This is a genomic window from Pontibacter ummariensis (assembly GCF_900188175.1).
Lineage (GTDB): Bacteria > Bacteroidota > Bacteroidia > Cytophagales > Hymenobacteraceae > Pontibacter > Pontibacter ummariensis.
This window is the reverse complement of sequence record NZ_FZOQ01000019.1, coordinates 23,268-42,139: the sequence shown is the minus strand read 5'-3', so window position 1 is coordinate 42,139 and position 18,872 is coordinate 23,268. Positions and strand designations below refer to the sequence as shown.

Below are 18,872 nucleotides of genomic sequence, written 5' to 3'. Positions count from 1 at the left end.
TAACCCTGGAGGGACCACTACGGCTACACTTGCCTAGAAGAGGCAGCAAAGTGTGCAGGCTAAGAAATTGCTATCTTCTTTTTTAAATGCTTTATAGTACATATAACAGAAGGAACCGGCCTCAAACGCTAAGACTCCTTTTCAAGAAAGTATTGAGTACTGCTTATGGAGCTACAGATTCCTTTCGTTCTACATTACAAAGGAAGGCATCTTTCTGCAGTGCTATCTTGTATTATCCTGCTGTTTTACCTCAGAGTATGCTGCCTGTAGTTAACTCTTTTTATATTTAGCTTATCAGTTTAGAGTATCAATGAATACAGGAGTACAAATTCCTTTTCGGGCGGGTGCCACAGCCTATAGTAGTAGTTGTGAGGTAGTACATGTGGATGCGACAAACTATCATAGTTTGAAGCGGACAACAAGCGAGAACCGGGTTATGAGTTCTTGTTTCACCTCTTTTGAGGATGAGGTCCGACCTCGTGGACTGGGCTTAAAGTTTGCGGCAGAAGGAAAGGAGAGTTATTGGCTGCAGGGAAAGCACTATAGTGTTTCAGATGGAAAATACTTTCTTGTCAACGATTCCGTGGACACCCTCGATGTTGGGATACAAAATGCAATGACATGGAGCGTGTGCGTTGATGTGGATGTGAAGCTTGTGAATGAGGTGTTACTGCAGATGCTAAATCCAGATGAGCTTGACAGCTATCATAACATTAGCAGGTATTTGTTAACGCCAGATCTGTTTTTAAGGGAGGCTGTGGCTGGCAAGCAGCTACAGAGCCTTTTAAATAACCTTGTTTACGCATCTGCCTCACACAAAATTGAAAGGCCTGCCATAGAGGTTATTTATGAGCTTATCACCCTCCTTGTGCAGGAGAACAGAGAGGCGATCAGCTCCTATTACAATCTGAAGACCTCCAGGCTGTCCACTCGAAAGGAACTGTTCCGCCGCTTACTCCTGGGCAAGGAGGTGCTGGACGACAGTCTTTTCACGGACCTGAGCATGAAGCAGGTGGCGGAGGCCTGCTGCCTGTCCGAGTTCAGGTTCTATAGGCTGTTTCGGCAGTGCTTCGGTGACAGCCCCTACAACTACCTGCTTAGGAAAAGAATAGGGGAGAGCGTAGGGCTGAGGAAACAGGGCTTAAGCTGGAGCGAGATCGCCTACACCCTGAACTTCACCGACCTGGCCGCCTTCAGCAAAAGCTTTAAGAAAATCAAAGGAGTATCCCCTTCAAAAGCTGTTATATCATAATCATCCCTGCTGTAAGAGCGGACGGGACAGTAAGCGGAAAGCACTTTATTTGAAGAGAGCACATGGGCCAGCCAGGAAGCCTACACCCATTGTCGTTGAGCTTAATAAAAGCAGATAGGATTGCATCTCTTTCATATAAGCGTCTGCTGTTCTCTGGTATTGGTCGAAGACCTACATGGCAAGATGGAAGGTGACAATGATTGAGAAGAAGGCAGGTCAGGAGAAGATCAAGAAACCAGACCATAATACAGATAGTCCCATTTGGAACGGCTAGAAAAAGGGGTATGTATTCAGAATTGATAAAAAGGCGTGCAAACAGAAGTTTAAAAAATTTGCTGGCTTCTTATCTAGGCTGTATTGAAGCTTACTATACGAGATTATTCCCAAACTTTGTGTAAGTGTGCTCATAGCTTCGGCAGTTGCTTTTATTTTGTCTAAATGATGAAGATGAGTACTTTCGTAACCTCAAGTCTGTTGGTGGTCACATCGTGTACAGGTAGGCTAGGTGTAGAACTTTTGAGGGAGGAGATCAGGCGAAAGTACAGGAGTACTGTAGCCTCTAGTTTGTGGAGCGACCTCTTTTAGTTTAACTGTATCATAAGACTGATTTGTTAAAGCTGGGCTTAAAGTACCGATGAACCAACATAGACAAAAGAAGCGGAGACTTTAAGACACACATGGAAGTTGGCAAGCACGTGGGGATGTTGCCAACAAGAAAGGGTAGCTTAACCGCTGCCCTTTTCCTTTTTATAGGGGTAGAGAGCCTCTTCTAACCCTGTTCTACCTCCCATCATCGAATTGGACTGAATGCTTCATCTTCTGAGCAGTTGCAAGCTATATTAATTACTGAACTGATTCAGTTTAGCTTCTGGAACATATACTTTATAGACTGGTATCCCTGTTTATCCGTGTTATTACCCGCTTATATACGGGTAACTACGATTAAAGGAATTGGACTATCAATGATGGGAGTTTATCCTTAGTATTGCCATATTAAGGTGATTTAGACCAATAAATAGAGTCCATGAGCTATGTAGAAGGTGGTAAAGCGAAGTTTGAACAAGTTAGGGTTGAATCCACTCTCACCTTTAAGCCTGGTGTACCTGAAATAAAGTGAAAGAAGCTGGATTTTTCATAGTATTTCTTATATTGAATAAGCAAGATACTATGGAGGAAGTCACTAAAACAGTACTAAAAGCATCAAAACTGTTAAAAGAGCAGGCAGGAGGACTTCCATACATAGTGCAGATAGTAGGAGTAGGTACTCCTATTAGCCAGTAGTTAGCACATATAGATAATTGATGAAGAAGGTAATAATTGCGATTGTCTTTGTAGGTTTTTTGTCGCTACTCTTGTTTTACCTTTTAAGGCCCAACAGGAATGTAGAGTTCTATGAAGGCTCCTCTGAAGAATTATTAAAAGAAATGATGGCTGACAGTTCTGTGGTTGAGGTTAAGATGAAAACGGGAAACTGATATTTACAAGAAGAGACAAGGTAAGCGAATCTGTGGAACTGGTAAACAGCCCATTGAATTGGGATGTCTTTTATAGGCTTGCCCAAGGTGAGGATAGAGGTTATGAAAAGAAGGAAGTCTTCAAGTATGACTATAGAAAAGAAGACTTATCAGTAAGCTTTAACAATGATACTGCGTCGGCGTCGGCTCCTTTTGAGGCTTCTGTTTACCTGAATCCTGCTGACATAAAAAACGCATCTATAAGTATAAAAAATGAAGAAGCCTATACAGTTAAGCAGGAAGAGGGAGATTACGGAATTAGGTACCTTTATAGAGCCAAAGCACCAAAGAAAGGAATTAATACTTTCGAGGCAAAAGTAACTCTGCATGGACAGGTGCACCCAATTCAGTTCAACTACTTTGTAAAATAGAAGAAAAACGACACTGTGCTAACCACACCCATAAGCCAGCTGCGCCGCCTTATGGCCTAATCCGTTGTACTACATCTTAAATGAGTAAATTTTTCTCCATTTCCATAATCTGTTTGTTGCTTGCCAGCAAGTCCTTTGCATGCCAATGCATCGGACCTTCTGCTAACATAGAAGAGAATTGGAAAGGGGCTTATCAGGTATTTGTGGGCGAAGTACTGGAATCATCACCTGATAAGCTTTACTTGGCAAGTGGGCTGAGCTATACCTATTACACCATTCAGGTGATTGAACCCCTAAAAGGCAACTATCATCCAAAGTATAGGTTGCGGACTTTTGAAAAGATTAGCCACGGCTCTTGTGACTATACCTTTGAAGTCGGTAAAAAGTACCTCATCTATGCCTACAGCGATAATGGTAAACTGTCAACTAACATATGCTCTAGAACAGCCCCGATAGAAGAAGTCAATGAAAATGAGTTAGAAGAACTTAGACGATTGACTAAGGACTATGGTGAAGAAAAGGGTACAGCTTTAATCATTGAAAAAAGCGTAGCAGAACGAGAGTTAGGAGTGGCAAAAGCAAAAATAAATGAATTGAGCAATGCTACAGAAGAGCTAAGCAACACGAATAATTGGCTGCTCGGGATATCATTGGCTTTAGCCATGCTTTTAATTCTCTCTGTCTTCACAAGTCTAAGAAGGAAAAAAGACAAAGTACAACACGGTTCATAGTTTAGGCTGTGGCTACGCCTTGCCCATACTATGCACAAAACGTTGTAAATAATTTCAAAGTATGAATTTCCTTCAGAAGTATAAGAGTGTAAAAATTACAGCTTTGATAGTCGGAGTTGTAGTTATACTTGTCCTTCTGATGAAAGGAAATATTCCACACGAACGATTCGACTCTACAAAATGGAAAACAGCAGACTTAAATAGTGAAGCTAATTGGTCCCTTCGCTGGGATATGATGAATAGCTTAAGAAATAACCATAAGCTTGTTGGAAAAAGTAAGAGTGAGATTATCGAATTACTTGGTGAACCAGAATCAAAAACTAATTCTACATTCAGATACTATTTAGGCTATTCCAAAAATGGAATCAACACGGGAAGTCTGATTATAAAATTTGATGCAGAAGGTAGAGTAGTCGATTACCAAGTATGGCAAGGGTAAAAAAACTATTTTACAACACAGTTCAGCCTTAACCCTCACTTCGCTTCGGGCTTCGGCTGCACGAGTAACGTTGACAAAAATAAAAAGCATGGAAAACAAACTTTTACTACCAATCTTACTGGTTTCAATTTTGAGTTGTAATACACACAGTACCGAAGCCGAACAACAAGAAAACGCTTTACCTATAGAATCCTCTAACCCTGTAGCTCAAGCTGTTGTGACAGGGAAAAATGTTGAATATTTAGACTGGAAGAGTGTCCGCATCAACGGGAAGTTTCCTTTAACAACTACAGTACAAAATATTAATGGACTACTGGGAAAGCCAGACAGTGTTAATTCAATAAATTGGGATGAAACCTGCTCATCTGATTTCAGGAGTGAAGAATCAAAACTTGCTTATTACAGCGGTTATCATTTTGAGCAGTTCGGGGATTCTTTGGATTTCCAAAGTGTCGACTTTCGGAAAAGCAAGGGTCTGTTTCTTCACAGCAATGACTTGAAGCTAAACTCCTCTACTACCTTGGAAGAAATAAAGACGCGTTTTCCCAATGCTGCAAAGGACATTGAGAAGATGGATGTCTATGAAATAGGTGAAGTTGACGCCATAGCACTACCGCCGTCTAAAGGTCTTTCAGATGGACATTGGCTGTTAATGTTTCAGAATGGGAAGTTAATTAGGACAGACGACTGGTTCCCTTGTTAAAATTAATCTTGTCAACTACACCTTTACGGTAGCAATGCCACCGTAAAGCCCAGTCCGTTGTACTTCATGCAATGTACTAAATGAACCCACAGGAGTAATAATTACCTATGAACAGACAACAGGTGTAATTAATTGCTATTTTTACCTTTGTTTTTAGAACAAGCGTAACTGTTACCCTCGTTATGGCTCCATTTCACAGAGAAAAACCGTATAATGATTTACCCCTGCTTCCTCCGGAGATAGACCTGGAAACAAAGGAAGTCATGCGAAAGAACGTTAAGGCAAGCAGGGCCTTAGCGCAGTTGAATGGCGCTATTATCAACCTGCCCAACCCAAGCCTTTTCCTGGACACTATCCATTTGCAGGAGGCCAAGGCAAGCTCCGAAATAGAGAACATTATCACCACCAATGATGATCTCTATAAATCGGTGGTTGCCGAAAAGAAGTATGAATCTACGGCAGCAAAAGAGGTGATAAGCTACAAAGAGGCTTTGTGGTACGGCTTGGAAAAGCTTAAAGAGCGGCCTTTCATCACAACAAACCTCTGTGTGGAGATCATGCAATGCATAAAGCAGAATACATCGGGTACCAGAGCCACACCGGGCACGACCTTATCCAACACGCAGGGCGAAGTGATCTACACGCCGCCGGCAGGGGAAGCAGTAATTCGCGAGAAACTGGCAAACCTGGAGCGCTTCATTAATGAGGAAAGCACCCTGGACCCGCTCATCAAAATGGGCGTAATGCACTACCAGTTCGAGGCTATACACCCGTTCATTGATGGCAACGGACGTACAGGGAGAATCCTGCTTCTACTCTACCTGAAAATGGAGAAATTGTTGGATGTGCCTGCGCTATACTTAAGTGAGTATATCATCCATCATAAGGCGGCTTATTATCAGAAGCTAAGAGCCGTTACGGAAGCTGAAGACTGGGAGGGCTGGATACTCTACATGCTGGACATGATCGAAAAAACAGCTACCAGCGGACTTAAAAAACTAGGGGAGATCATGGCTGTTATGGAGGCCACTTCGGAAGAAATTAAGGAGAAACTGCCCAAAGTATACTCAAAAGAGCTGATAGAAATCTTGTTCAGACTGCCCTATACTAAACGCCAGTTTCTGATCGACGCGAACATGGGAACACCAAAGACTGTGGGGAATTATCTGATAGCGCTTGAGCATGAAGGTTTTTTAAGGGCAACTAAGGTAGGAAAAGAAAAACTCTACCTAAACCAGCGGTTAATGGAAGTACTAGAGAACAAGGAAAAAGCACGAAAGCACAACACCAGCTATAGTGCATAAACGCACCATAGCCCAACCGTTACCTATCATAGTAATCTATCGAACTTTGTCTTGTAAATGAGCGTTAATGTAATAACTTTGTAATTACGTTAAATAAAAATCATATGGAAGTATCAATCATTCAAATAGGGAATTCCAAGGGACTACGGCTGACTAAGTCCATTCTGGATAGGTATAACATTAAAGATAAAGTTGAGCTGATACTGGAAAAAGGTCAGATTATTTTAAAACCAGTCGAGCATCCAAGGAAGGGTTGGGACAAGGCCTTCAGGAAAATGCACGAGAACGGTGATGACCAGCTATTACTGGATGATGTGTTTGGTGATGAAAGCTTTGACGAATGGAAATAAGCCAATATGAGATAGTCCTGGTGAATCTGGACCCTACTGTAGGAAGTGAAATACAGAAAACAAGGCCTTGTGTCGTGATATCCCCCAATGAGATTAATCATAACCTAAGAACAGTAGTTATCGCACCGATGACTACCAAGAGCCGTAGTTATCCTACTCGTGTGAAAGTGAAGCACAATAATCAAGTGGGGTGGGTAGTAATTGACCAGATAAGGACTATTGACAAAGTCCGCATTGTTAAAGTGTTAGGAAACCTGAACCCTTCAGAAGTAGCTTCCTGTAAAAGTGTGATAAAAGAAACCTTTGTGGACTAATAAAAAAAGACGATAGGTAACCCGGTGCAGCCGTAACCCTTGCTACGCCACGTGCTTCGGCTGCACATATCCGTTAGGACACTATACTTTAGACAGCTTTCGGTGCTCTCACTATTTTTTAGAGATAGCTAACGTCAGCCCCAAAACTGATAAAACGCCTATCTTACTCCATTTTGTAATCCGCCAGAATCTCGGACTATTCACATACGTCGTAAGCTTTGAAGCCAATAGGCTGATGACGCCAAAAGTGAGCATTGCCTGCACCATAAAGACAACACCAAGCACCATCATTTGGGCTGTAATGGCGAAACCATCCTTGCTGACAAACTGTGGAAGGAATGCAATGAAAAACAGCGCCACTTTAGGATTCAGTACATTCATAAAAAAACCTTTCTTAATCACTAAAGAGAGCTTCTGCTGTTGTTCTTCCCCTTTCGTATGAAGGGTAATACCAGGCCGTGTTTCTTTGTATCCTTTGAATGCCAAATAAAACAGGTAAGCAGCACCGGCGTATTTAATTACCGAGAAGGCAATCACCGATTGCTGAATGATAAGGGACAGACCAGTGGCTGCTGCAACCGTATGTACCAGCACTCCTAACGAAAGGCCAAATGCCGTAGCCAGCCCGTCACGCTTACCCTTTGTCAGGCTTTCTGTCAAAACAAAAATATTATCTGGCCCCGGCAGGATGGTTAAAAGCATGGACGCCAGCAAAAAGGATAGTAATAGGTTCAGTTCCATAATACAAAGATGCGAATAAGATAAGCGCCCAGGAATGGATGAAGTGCAGATTGTCTTGTACAAACTGCACATTCAAAGATGGAGGCGTTGAATAGAGGCTTTAAAATGTTCAGCACTTTTGCCGGTTTGAACCTTGAAGAACCTCGAAAAATAAGCGGGGTCACTAAACCCAAGTTTAAAGGCAATTTCTTTAAGGGTCAGCTCGCCAAAATAAATCTCGCGTTTCGCCTCTAGTACCAAACGCTGGGAGACAAGTTCTTTTATTGTGACACTACGTTCTCTTTTCAGAATTGAGTTAAGGTATTTCGCGCTGGTGTTAAGGTGGCCGGCATAAAAAGCTGTCTCACGCTGCTGGAGAAAGTGTGTGTCAATTAGTTGAAATAACTTATTGAGTCGGCTGTCGCCTGCTTCATGCAAAGCATCCACTGTGGTTAGGACATGGAAAAGAAAGGCTTGGAGGTATGACTTCAGAAGCGCTATTCTTTTTTGCCCATTGTACTCGTTAATGATAAGTGGAAGCAAACTTTGAATAGCGTTCAGGGAGTCCTGACCTAAACTGATTGGGCGGCCAACATCGGTGAAAAAGGAACGATTGCCGGTCAACTCATGGAAAAGGTCTTTTGCGAAAGCCAATACAAAACCCTGCTGCTTGCTCTTTTCCATCTGAAAGACCTGCCCCGGCGTCAAGAGGCAGATTTCATTGTCATTAAACCGATGAGGCGTGAAGTCTATTTCAACGCTTTCATTCGTATCAGATTTGGTAAACCAAATCAGTTCAAAAAAGTCATGCCGGTGAAGCCCGTTAAAGGTCTCGTCGTTCGTGTTTTCTATTGTAAAAACAAGAAAGGAAGAGCTAGTCAAATGATGTACAGGAATACTTTCTTGCCTTTTGTTTCCAGTCATAAATTTACCTACGTTTATTACTTGAAACTGAAGTCAACATTTGCATTAAATAACAGCCAATTGTTTAATGAGCAGTTTTTGCCAAAATATAAAAAATACTGCCCCTAATCGCGTAGGCTGCCGTGAGCAAATTCGCCCACGGTGAGCCTCTCACACCACACAGCCGCTCTTCACACCAGCCATGCCCTCGCCTTAGTTTGGGATAAGGCTAGCAAACTCCACCGTTTGAACCTCCTTATTGAATTTCGGGCAACTTGACGTTCAGCCCTTCGCCGCCCTGTGAGACCTCCGCAGTGCTTACGGCTCGTTTCCAGGCGGCTACTATGGCTTCTGCTGACTGCTTGGTTCATAGGAGTACCGAACCTAACCCAAGCCCTCCCCAGGTAAGACACTTATCCTTCCACCTAACCCTGCTGCTTCTATAAAGAGCCGTTTGTTGGCCAGGGGCATCGCAAAGATGTGCTTGCTTACCCGCGCTACCATGCCTCTTATGCAGCACTACGAATACTCTCTTCGCACTCCCGTGCTCAAGAGTATTCGTCAGTTCAGGTGTTTGCAGTCCCGCTTCCTTCAGACCAACCCTCACAGGTAACGCCCTTGCGGCTTGCTAATCGGCTTCACCAACTTGCCGATAAGGGACTTGCACCCTCTGGGTAATCTGAGTATATTCCTTTCGAAATATAACTCGTGCCATGCTGGGCACACACAAGGCAAACAGGTTATTGGGCATAAGCTGGAAATTCAGGCATCACAGCTATTTATAAACTTACCAGCAACTGGAAATTGAGGTGCTCTTAGTTGCCCAACACCCAGCTTGCGGAACGTTAGCAGAAATAGAAAACAAACTTATAATCTTACACATGAAAAACTTACTTACCCTTATAGTATTTTTTGCTGTATGCCACTGCCTAAAGGCTCAAACCATTGATGAGACAGCGGCAGTTCGCTATTTCGAGCTGGCAGACAGCCTCAAACAAGGATACACAATAAAATCGGACACTTGGAAGAACTTCCTGGAGCTGAATGGCAACAGGTTATACATCAAAAACCAGAACTTTAGCGATGCTTATCTTGAGAAGTACCGGAAGGAGATGGAGATTGTGTACATGCCTCAGAATGACAGTACCCTTCAGAGAAAGTTAAAGGACCCTCGCCGTTACTATCTCACCTATGTGATTTATCAGTACAAAGCGCATGAGTCAGAACTCTTAGATTATTTGGACAAATTGTCTTCAAGTAAGGATGCCTACATCAAGTCCATGTATGAGAACGCCTATCTGATGCTACCGAAGAAGCTTCAGGGGAAAAGCCCAGAGACCAAGCTGCACTTTATTGCCATGGAGAATGATGCTGTGGCCCAGAGCGGGAACATTGTTTTCACCCTGTGGGCTGCCTACAACTTTGACAAGGCTAAGTATGGCGCACTGGCAGGTCACGAACTACACCATGTGCTTCGTAAGACTAAGCAGTATGAGGTCGCCGAAAAAGACAAAGGACTGCTGATGCTGCTTAACAGGATTCTTAATGAAGGCGGTCCTGACCTTATCGATAAGAGGTTTACTATGTCCACTGGCTTTCCAGAGAACATGCGATTTGGGGAGTACTTTCTGATGACAGGGGAGAAAGCTCTGCCTATGATTGACGCTGCCATAACTGAAATGGCAACAGGAGAGAAGGAATACACTGCCAAAGACATGGGAAAGCTTATCGGTTCAAGCGGTCACATACCCGGCTTTTACATGAGCGAAGTCATTGAAAGAAATGGCTTGACAAGGAAGTTGATTAAGAACATTCAGGACCCTTTCCAGTTTGTTTACCTCTACAACAAGGCAGCGAAGAAAGACAAAGCTAACCCCTATGTTTTCTCTGAGAAGGCCATCGCCTATCTGAAGCAAGTAGAATCAGGCGCAAAAGAAAAGAACTAATCCTGCTAATCTGGATCAGCCTTCATGTTTGACTACGCCTCACACATCGGCTGTACAAAAACCCTTAGCTGCAAACAAAATTAGAAAGAACATCTAAACAAGAATGGAAAATATTGAAATAAGAAGAGTAACGGTAAACGAGTTAGACCAATTACAAAGGATCGGCAGACAGACATTTTCCGAAACGTTTTCTTCTGGCAACAGTGAGGAGAATATGAGAGTGTATTTAGAAAATGGGTTTTCAACAGAGAAACTAGAAGCCGAATTGACTAACAAGAACTCTGAATTTTATTTTGCTCTTTTTGAAAACTGGGTAATTGGCTATTTAAAAATCAACTTTGGGCAATCACAAACAGAGATAAAGGACGAAAATACCCTCGAAATCGAACGAATTTATGTTTTAAAAGAATTCCACGGAAAAAAAGTTGGACAAATCCTTTACGAAAAAGCAATGGAGATTTCCAGACAAAAAGGAGTGGATTATGTATGGCTAGGAGTTTGGGAAGAGAACCCAAGAGCCCTTCGATTTTATGAGAAAAATGGTTTTGTGGAATTCGATAGGCACATCTTCAAACTAGGGTATGACGAGCAGACAGACATAATGATGAAACTACAATTAAAGTAAAAATAGCAGCGGCTAACACTGTATACACAAACCCCTTGCTCCGCCCGGGGCTCTGCATATACTAACCCTTCAGATCTTGGTCTACTGCTAAACTGATTCATGAAAGCATCTAAACTGCTCCTTTATCTGTTACTGTTACTACTACATGCCTCAGCTGCCGGTCAAAACCTGCTCTTAAGCGGGGAAGTTGTTGACAGATTTCAAAACAAGCCTGTACCTTTTGCCACAATAGGTATAAAAGGCAAAGGACTTGGTACTGTAGCCGACGAGACTGGTAAGTTTAGCTTTAATGTCCCAACCACAGCAGTTTCTGATGAGGAACAGGTTATTGTTTCCTGCGTCGGTTATAAAAATGTAGAAACTACTGTCTCAGCCTTCAAACAAGGACACCTGCAGATAAGTCTGCCGCCTGCCCAAATTAACTTAAAGCAAGTTACCGTAAAGGCACGCAAGGTAAAAACGAGGACCTTCGGCAGGACGGGGAGCGCCACGTTGATGGCGGCCAACATGTTTACCGAAAGTAATCTTGTATCCGATGAACTCGCAAAAGAACAGGGCACTGTCATAAAGCTGGACGAGGAGGTTCTCTTAAGGGATTTTAACATGTATGTCGTGTTCAACAGGTTCAAGTATGTCAAGTTCCGTTTGAACATATACAGTGTAAGCGATGGGTTGCCAGACCAGTCCCTGCTGAAGGAGGATATTGTGTTTGACGTAACGGAGCCAAAAGGCTGGGTGAAGGTTGACCTTAGCAAGTATCATATTTTTCTGGAAGGGCTGGATAAAGTGGCTGTCACCATTCAATGGCTGAAAAGCGAAGCTATAGAAGGCAACAGGAAATCTTTTGGCATTTCAGCAGTCCCGGTCCCTACTCATGCCATCCTCTTCCGCGACAAGAGCCAGGGCAAGTGGAAAGAAGTGAGCCCAGGACACCTAAGCTTTTATCTCACAGCTGATTCCTACAGGGGTAGAAACAAAAGCACAGCAACAGAGACAGGCCCTGAAGAATATGTGCTGCCTGATAGCCTGAAATTCCTAAGGTTTCTTTCGATGGAGAACCCTGTAGCCCTGTCGGACAAAAATCATGATGGAGACAGCCTGGTGAACGGGCAGTTTGTGAACGTGAACGGCGCAAGTCTTTACTACGAAACCTACGGGCAGGGAGAACCTCTCTTGCTGCTCCATGGCAACGGTCAGTCTCTCTCCGCTTTTTCGCAGCAGATAGCAGCGCTTTCGAAGAACTTCAGAGTCATTGCCGTCGATACGCGCGCCCACGGGAAGAGCCGGGATGAGGTTACAGTTGAACTTACCTATGAGTTATTCGCATCGGACATGAAGCTACTGCTGGACTCCCTGCACCTGAAGCAGGTAAATATACTTGGGTGGAGCGACGGCGGCAACACGGCGCTGAAGATGGCCTTGAACTATCCTGTCTATGTGAAAAAGATAGCCGTTATGGGCGCCAATCTTTTTCCAGACGAAACGGCTATAGAGAGCGGCCTTCTGGAGCTGTTCAACAGGCAGCTTGGGGAATTGAAGGGGAAGGAGGATGAGCAATCGCTGAATCAGGCAAGGCGCCTTCGCTTGCTGTTAAAAGAACCGCACATGAGTTTTAAGGACATGCAGGCTATCAAGGTACCTGTTTTGGTGATGGCAGGTGAGCACGATGTGATCCTGGAATCGCACACCAGAGCGATAGCGGAGAATATTAAAGGAGCAAAACTGGAAATATTTAAAGATGCCTCTCACTATGCTCCGCAGGAAATACCCTTCGAGTTTAATAACACAGCCTTACAGTTTTTTGCACCTCAAGATACCGACAGATGAAGATTGCTTAGTGGCCAGCCAGGAGTGTACAGTGTAATCGGATGCACGTCAACTCTTTGGCTGGCAGTTAGAGCCAGAATATAACCACCGCCTCACCAGGCACTGAAGTTCCGACCACGGATGGAGTTATTGGAAGAAGTTGTAACTTGAAAACGAACTTTACAATGGCCTAATAGCCCGGGAAGCTTTATTTGTCAATGGACTTAAATGGTTTGACTATAGTTACCACTGTTAATTCGAAGACAAGCCAGCAAGTAGAAATCAGATAAAATCAACGCGCAGCAACCCTAAATCTAATATAGCTTTCGGTAATGTTAATCCTTAGCGCTTCCTTGATAAAACATGAAACTAATTCAACCCCTCCTTATTCTCCTACTGTTAGCAGGGTGCCAATCCAAGGATGATAGTACCACAAACTCTTTGGCTAGAGAGAAGCAGCCAGACTATACGTTGCTAAGATATGAACTGGAGGAAATCTATGACGTTGACCAGGACATCAGAAACGTAGACTGGGATACCATTGCGACTCCCCTGCGGACTCCAACTATCTTCAAGACTGCACTATATAGACTCTAACCAGAGCAATAACAGCAATCAACAGAAAGATGGCGTTGAGCACCCAGCTCGCGTGTGCTTTCTTTGATGCTGCGTACAAGGCCATTAAAGAGCAACCAAAAATCTGCATCCCCAAATATTGAAATGACTGGCTGCTGATAAAATTTAGGCTGTTCAGGCTGAAAGCCAAAAGAGCAAAGACCGCTCCTACCCAACCTATCCCTTCCAGTATGTATTTCCGCATTGACATCATTGCATTAATCATTTTCTATAACTGCAAAGGAAATGAATCCGCATGGGCAAAAAAATGCTAATATTGGGATGACTAATGCTAAAGATGAATCATAGTACATGGAGTTACAGCAGATAAAGTACTTTCTGGCGCTGGCGCAAGAGCTGCATTTTTGGCATACGGCCGAGCGGATGTTCATCACGCAGTCTGCACTCAGCAGGCAAATCAAAGCTTTAGAGGATGAGCTAGGGATTAAACTCTTCGAAAGAAATAAACGGAACGTAAAGTTAACCGAGGCTGGCGCATTCCTCAGAGACCAATGGCTGCCGCTACTCGACGAGATAAATCGCACCCATCTGCAGGCGAGGAAGATACATGAGGGAGCATCCGGATTGGTACGCATCGGTTATCCGGGGTCTACCGCCTACGGCTTCATGCCTAACTTGATTGCCAGTATATCCCGCACCATGCCTGAACTAAAAGTGGAGTTAGTAGAACCAACCGACATCAGCTTTGAGCAGATGCTACTGAGTTACCAGATGGATATAGCTTTCAGGCGTGACCCCGCTGAAAACCCCGCCTTGCATTCAGAATATCTTTACTCAGAACCTTTTGCCCTTGTCGTATCTGACGACCACCGACTCAACGAGAAGAGCTTTACGGGGCTTCACGACTTGAAGGGCGAGAAGTTTATCTTGTCAAATCTAGCGCAGACAACCTTCTATACTGCAAGCCTGAGGCAGATTTTTGAGGACAATAACCTTACCCCCGATGTGCGCATTGAATCGGACTTTGGAGGGATGGTGCTTGGGCTGGTATCGAAGGGGCTTGGCGTGACAATCCTTCCGTTCTCTTACTCTTACAGTGAGTTGCCAAATGTGCGCTTTATCATGCTGCCCTATCAAATGAACCTCTATGTGACATGGCGAAAGAACGACAACAGCTCCGTGCTGAGAAATATGCTGCAACAGGCAAAGGAAGCAGCTAATGAGTACACATCACAAATCGACCGGATTTAGGAATGTACTGCGGACTATAACTGACCTTGCAAGGCCTAGCGCAGCTTCTTTGAATTAGGAGTGTACTGATACTTCTCGCGGAATTGGTCATCAACTATAAGGGTACGGCCAAACACCTCCTCATACTTTCGACAGAAGTCTTCTTCCAAAACGAACTTCGCGATGCCGGGAAGTTCAAAAGCCCTCAGGTAACCACCGCGTTTGTGAGTCCAATTGTTGACCGTGGGTTTGGTCACGCAAAGAATGTCAGCTATGGTCTGAACCTTGTACAACGGCTGCTCGAAATTGATGGCGAGGCTGTAAAGTAAACTGTGTGCCTGTTGCACAACTGTCTGAAGCTAGCCGTAAAAAGAGCTAGCACTAAATCTATGGTGGGATGCAGGGAAGGAAAACTTTCGAAGACGAGCGGGAACTGCGCTTCTCGCTCTCGGCGCATGTGCCGGGACACAACTTCTACCGACGGCTCAAGGACAGGCTTGACCTTAATTTTCTCTACGAGCTGACGGCTCCCTACTACGGTCGCTGCGGTCAGCAGTCAATCGACCCGGTGGTGTTCTTCAAGTTTTGTCTGGTAAGCTACCTGGAGAACATCGATTCTGATCGCCGTCTCATCGAGCACTGCAGCCTCCGGCTGGACCTGCTCTACTTCCTCGATTACCAGTTAGACGAGCCGCTGCCTTGGCACTCGACCGTATCCCGTAACCGGCAGCTGTTGCCAACTTCTGTTTTTGAAGAGGCCTTCACGCGCGTGCTCTCGATGTGCGTTGAATCCGGCATGGCCTCGGGCCATACCCAAGTAGTCGATTCGGCCCTGATTAAGGCCAACGCCTCAATGGGCTTACTGGAGCTGAAGGTTCCTACCGAGCAGCTTGAGGCTCGCCTGCAGCAGGTGAGAACCTTCAGCAGCGCTGACCGCCGGGCCATGCGCGAGAAGGCCCGCCCAGAGCAGCGTACCCTCACGGCCAGCCAGCAGCAACTGCACGGACTCCGTACCCTTCACCACAAGTGGCACGCAGAGCAAAACCTGCGTCCGGTCGGCTCCAACAAGGGGGCCAAGTACACTTCCAACAAGACCCACTACTCACCCGTGGACCCCGACGCCCGCATCGCCGTCAACCCGGGCAAGTCCCGCAAGCTCTGCTACCACATGCAGCTTTCAGTCGACGCTTCCCGCCACGTGATCACGCATGTGATGGCCGACCACGCCGACCGCAAGGACAGCCGCTGCCTACCAGACCTGCTCGTTGGGCTCACCCGGCGGTTCTACCGGCTGGGCTTGAGGTGCACTTCGCTGCTGGCCGACACGGGCTACTCCTCGGGCCAGAACTACGCCCTGCTGGAGCGGGAGGGCATTGCCGCCTTTATCCCGCCCAACGGCAAGTACAGGGGCGCCCCCGAGGGCTTTACCTATGAGAAGGAAGGGGACTTCTTCCTGTGCCCTGTGGGCAAGAAGGCTATTTTTTGCCAGCAAATCAGCAAGACCAAGGGCGGTCAGGCCCAGTACAGGCTTTACCGGACCTCGCGCCAGGACTGCAGGGACTGTCCATTAACGCCTGCGGCAGGCCACGGTGGAGCCGGTGCTGGGGACGCTGTTAAACCACATGGGTATGCGAAAGGTCAACACCCACGGGCTGGAGCTAGCCCACAATGGGATGCCGGTGGCCGCCGCTGCCTACAACCTGCAAAAATTGCTGTACTTTACCCCAAAAAGAAGCCAGACAGCCGTCATGGTGCTGCCCAGGTCCGAGCAGGCGAACTTTTTTTGCTTCTGTTTTTGGTCAAACCAGGAGGCAGCCATGGAAAAAGAAACAGGAATCAGAAGGTACACGAATGTTGTGCAACAGGCACACAGTTTAGATTACACTCCCGTCATTGGCGAACAGGACGTAATTGCTCATATTATCCTGGCTTATCTTGTTCTTTTCCACTAGGTACCTGTATTCCCTTCCATTGATCAATGTGTCGCCCTGTTTGATGATGTTAAAGTCATTTGCTTGCCCTGTGCTCTCAAGGAACTGCTTGTATGACCGCTCTAAATCCGTTTCCTCTAGGTGCAGGATATTCACGTTAAAGTTCTCCCTCGGTATGTCCCTTTCATCTTGCTTCTGCCGCAGTGCGATAAGACTCACAGAATTATCCGCTGGTACCTCATATCTCCAGCCAACTGGAATCCCTATCTCATAGTTGTAGCTGTTTTTTTGTGATGATACAAAGAAAGGAGTGTGCTGCCTAGCCTTGTTGCGCAGGAGAATTTACTTTCTGATTTGCTATTGCTACTCCCCAGCTGTAGCATCTGCAGCTATCAATACAAGCGACTCTTCTCTGCTGCCACACCATATCGGGAAGGGGAAGGAAGCTTACGTGTATCCCTTGCACTTGTTTAGCATGTAATAGTATAACTGTAAATGTTTTACAGCAAATCAATCTGATTTCAGCCATTTTACTGTACTGCCTAATCCGTTTAGTGTCGCCTTTTCCTATGGCATAATTGTTTTACAGTATAAGTATGATACTGTAATTGTTTTACAGTAACTTTAATCGAATTATGGTAAAAAGGCTTATGAGATTGCAATCAGCCGGTAGCCTATGGCTTCAGGAACATTTCGGGTTGACACGTTTTGTGCTGTCGCACCGCTCGTATATCGGGCAGAATGCCAGGTTGGAGTTGACACCGGCGGGTGAGGTAAACCAGGTTTATGGGCCGAAGTATGCCCCGGCGGCTGACACCGTGATGGCACACCTGGAGTTCTCCTTAAAGTACGATGATCTCAACCTACCCTTCTTGAAAGCTGTTTTCGATCATGTTTCAGCAGAAGAAATCTCAGCGTTTGTGGCAGGCTCCCCGACGGGCAAGTATGCACGGAAAATAGGTTTTCTGTATGAGTTTCTGACCGGCAGGCAGGTAGCGCTCACTGAGGCTGTAGGGGGAAACTATGTTGATCTGCTGGAAGAGGAAAAATACTTTACCGGCAGGGTGATAAAAGTCCGGAAGTGGCGCATCAATGATAACTTATTGGGTACGGCTGCTTTTTGTCCTGTCGTTCGGAAAACAAGTTCACTCGCGGAAGTACTTCAGCATGACCTAAGGCAGCAGGTGGCTCAGTTGAAAGAAAGCTATGACCTGGAGACTTTCAGCAGAGCGATACATTACCTGTATAGCAAGGAAACCCGCTCCTCCTATGAAATAGAGAAAGAGAAGCCTACCCCGGAAAGAATGGAGCGGTTTATGGCGCTGCTGGCCATGGCAGGGAGGGAAGCAAGCGAGCAATTGCTGGGTGAAGAAAACCTGACGAAACTACAAAATGCCATTGTCGATCCCCGTTTTGTGGCCTCCGGTTACCGTGATTTTCAGAACTATATAGGGCAGACACTCCCAAACTACGTGGAGTTGGTCCACTATATCTGTCCACCGCCGATGTTTGTGCCTTCGCTGATGGAGGGACTGAAAGAAACCGCCATCAAATCGGAGGGAGCTACGGCACTGGTAAGAGCCGCCATCATCTCCTTTGGCTTTGTCTTTATACATCCTTTCGAAGACGGCAATGGCAGGTTGCACCGTTTTCTCATCCATGACATGCTCGTGCGTGACGGGGTGGTGCCGGAAGGACTGATCATTCCGGTGTCGGCTCACATGCTGAGCCACATGCGGGACTACGACAAGGCATTAGAGAACTACTCCAGGCCTTTGATGCTGCTGGCACAGTATACGAAGGCAGCCAACGGAGCGTTAGAGGTGACCAACAGGGAAGAGGTAGAAGGTTATTTCCGCTATCCTGACCTGACGGGGCAGAGTGTTTTTCTTGCCCAAACGATACAGGCGACCATTACCCATGACATGCCGCAGGAGCTCGCGTTTCTCCAGCGCTATGATGAGGCGAAAAGGGAGCTGCAGCAAATTGTGGATATGCCCGACAGGGAGCTGAATCTGATGATCCTGTTTCTTCACCAGAACAAGGGCACTTTCCCAAAGCGCCGTCGGAAAGACTTTGCCAAGCTCACTGATTCTGAAATTGAAAAAATGGAACAGGCTTTCCGGGACGTGTTTGCGCTAGCCCTTGATTCATAAG

General features: G+C 45.5%; 19 protein-coding genes. 15 read left to right on the top strand and 4 right to left on the bottom strand.

What is annotated here, in order from left to right; all coding sequences use genetic code 11:
* The first annotated feature begins 436 nt into the window (after window positions 1-436).
* The 9 genes from CHB92_RS18165 to CHB92_RS18130 all read left to right on the top strand — a co-directional run bounded on the left by CHB92_RS18165 (window position 437) and on the right by CHB92_RS18130 (window position 6,978).
* The gene (locus tag CHB92_RS18165) at window positions 437-1,252 is read left to right on the top strand and encodes a helix-turn-helix domain-containing protein (protein ID WP_179223099.1); all 816 of its coding nucleotides are present in this window, start codon (window positions 437-439) and stop codon (window positions 1,250-1,252) included.
* A gap of 1,301 nt (window positions 1,253-2,553) precedes the next feature.
* A complete protein-coding gene (locus tag CHB92_RS25905; protein WP_179223098.1) occupies window positions 2,554-2,727 on the top strand; it encodes a hypothetical protein in 174 nt (57 codons plus the stop codon).
* A gap of 32 nt (window positions 2,728-2,759) precedes the next feature.
* Window positions 2,760-3,137 carry a hypothetical protein gene (locus tag CHB92_RS18160; RefSeq protein WP_089320663.1) on the top strand — a complete coding sequence of 126 codons (378 nt, stop codon included), beginning with the start codon at window positions 2,760-2,762 and terminating at the stop codon, window positions 3,135-3,137.
* An 80-nt stretch (window positions 3,138-3,217) separates the two neighbouring features.
* Complete coding sequence (locus tag CHB92_RS18155) at window positions 3,218-3,868, top strand: hypothetical protein (protein ID WP_089320662.1); 651 nt, start codon at window positions 3,218-3,220, stop codon at window positions 3,866-3,868.
* Window positions 3,869-3,929: 61 nt separating this feature from the next.
* On the top strand, window positions 3,930-4,307 hold the full coding sequence (locus tag CHB92_RS18150) for a hypothetical protein (RefSeq protein WP_089320661.1): 378 nt from the start codon (window positions 3,930-3,932) through the stop codon (window positions 4,305-4,307).
* Between the two features lie 88 nt (window positions 4,308-4,395).
* Window positions 4,396-5,010, top strand: a complete 615-nt coding sequence (locus CHB92_RS18145; protein ID WP_089320660.1) for a hypothetical protein — start codon at window positions 4,396-4,398, stop codon at window positions 5,008-5,010.
* Window positions 5,011-5,192: 182 nt separating this feature from the next.
* Window positions 5,193-6,314, top strand: coding sequence for a Fic family protein (locus tag CHB92_RS18140; protein ID WP_089320659.1), 1,122 nt, complete (start codon window positions 5,193-5,195; stop codon window positions 6,312-6,314).
* 104 nt (window positions 6,315-6,418) lie between these two features.
* The gene (locus CHB92_RS18135; protein WP_089320658.1) at window positions 6,419-6,664 is read left to right on the top strand and encodes an AbrB/MazE/SpoVT family DNA-binding domain-containing protein; all 246 of its coding nucleotides are present in this window, start codon (window positions 6,419-6,421) and stop codon (window positions 6,662-6,664) included.
* Entirely contained in the window at window positions 6,655-6,978 is a 324-nt protein-coding gene (locus CHB92_RS18130) for a type II toxin-antitoxin system PemK/MazF family toxin (protein WP_089320657.1), read from the top strand. Before CHB92_RS18135 ends, CHB92_RS18130 begins: the two co-directional genes overlap by 10 nt.
* Window positions 6,979-7,089: 111 nt before the next feature.
* On the opposite strand, the gene CHB92_RS18125 is transcribed toward CHB92_RS18130, so the two are convergent.
* Window positions 7,090-7,719: a LysE family translocator gene (locus CHB92_RS18125; protein ID WP_179223097.1), complete on the bottom strand. Its 630-nt coding sequence runs from the start codon at window positions 7,717-7,719 to the stop codon at window positions 7,090-7,092.
* Between the two features lie 72 nt (window positions 7,720-7,791).
* On the bottom strand, window positions 7,792-8,622 hold the full coding sequence (locus CHB92_RS18120; RefSeq protein ID WP_089320655.1) for a helix-turn-helix domain-containing protein: 831 nt from the start codon (window positions 8,620-8,622) through the stop codon (window positions 7,792-7,794).
* Window positions 8,623-9,482: 860 nt separating this feature from the next.
* Here CHB92_RS18120 and CHB92_RS18115 point away from each other — a divergent pair.
* From CHB92_RS18115 to CHB92_RS18105, 3 genes are all read left to right on the top strand, one after another.
* Entirely contained in the window at window positions 9,483-10,547 is a 1,065-nt protein-coding gene (locus CHB92_RS18115) for a DUF5700 domain-containing putative Zn-dependent protease (protein ID WP_089320654.1), read from the top strand.
* Between the two features lie 103 nt (window positions 10,548-10,650).
* Window positions 10,651-11,172 carry a GNAT family N-acetyltransferase gene (locus CHB92_RS18110; RefSeq protein WP_089320653.1) on the top strand — a complete coding sequence of 174 codons (522 nt, stop codon included), beginning with the start codon at window positions 10,651-10,653 and terminating at the stop codon, window positions 11,170-11,172.
* Between the two features lie 99 nt (window positions 11,173-11,271).
* Window positions 11,272-12,999: an alpha/beta fold hydrolase gene (locus CHB92_RS18105; RefSeq protein ID WP_089320652.1), complete on the top strand. Its 1,728-nt coding sequence runs from the start codon at window positions 11,272-11,274 to the stop codon at window positions 12,997-12,999.
* 550 nt (window positions 13,000-13,549) lie between these two features.
* On the opposite strand, the gene CHB92_RS26570 is transcribed toward CHB92_RS18105, so the two are convergent.
* On the bottom strand, window positions 13,550-13,798 hold the full coding sequence (locus tag CHB92_RS26570) for a CBU_0592 family membrane protein (RefSeq protein ID WP_444850684.1): 249 nt from the start codon (window positions 13,796-13,798) through the stop codon (window positions 13,550-13,552).
* A 107-nt stretch (window positions 13,799-13,905) separates the two neighbouring features.
* Between CHB92_RS26570 and CHB92_RS18090 the strand changes: the two genes are divergently transcribed.
* Window positions 13,906-14,805, top strand: coding sequence for a LysR family transcriptional regulator (locus tag CHB92_RS18090; RefSeq protein ID WP_089320650.1), 900 nt, complete (start codon window positions 13,906-13,908; stop codon window positions 14,803-14,805).
* A gap of 35 nt (window positions 14,806-14,840) precedes the next feature.
* Here CHB92_RS18090 and CHB92_RS18085 read toward each other — a convergent pair whose 3' ends face one another.
* Window positions 14,841-15,041, bottom strand: a complete 201-nt coding sequence (locus tag CHB92_RS18085) for a hypothetical protein (protein WP_245842703.1) — start codon at window positions 15,039-15,041, stop codon at window positions 14,841-14,843.
* Between the two features lie 140 nt (window positions 15,042-15,181).
* Here CHB92_RS18085 and CHB92_RS26565 point away from each other — a divergent pair, with 140 nt between their 5' ends.
* Together CHB92_RS26565 and CHB92_RS18075 are read left to right on the top strand one after the other, a co-directional pair.
* Window positions 15,182-16,759 (top strand): transposase, encoded by a 1,578-nt coding sequence (locus CHB92_RS26565; RefSeq protein WP_089320649.1) that lies wholly within the window; start codon window positions 15,182-15,184, stop codon window positions 16,757-16,759.
* 606 nt (window positions 16,760-17,365) lie between these two features.
* On the top strand, window positions 17,366-18,871 hold the full coding sequence (locus tag CHB92_RS18075; RefSeq protein ID WP_179223096.1) for a Fic family protein: 1,506 nt from the start codon (window positions 17,366-17,368) through the stop codon (window positions 18,869-18,871).
* Window position 18,872 lies beyond the last annotated feature (1 nt).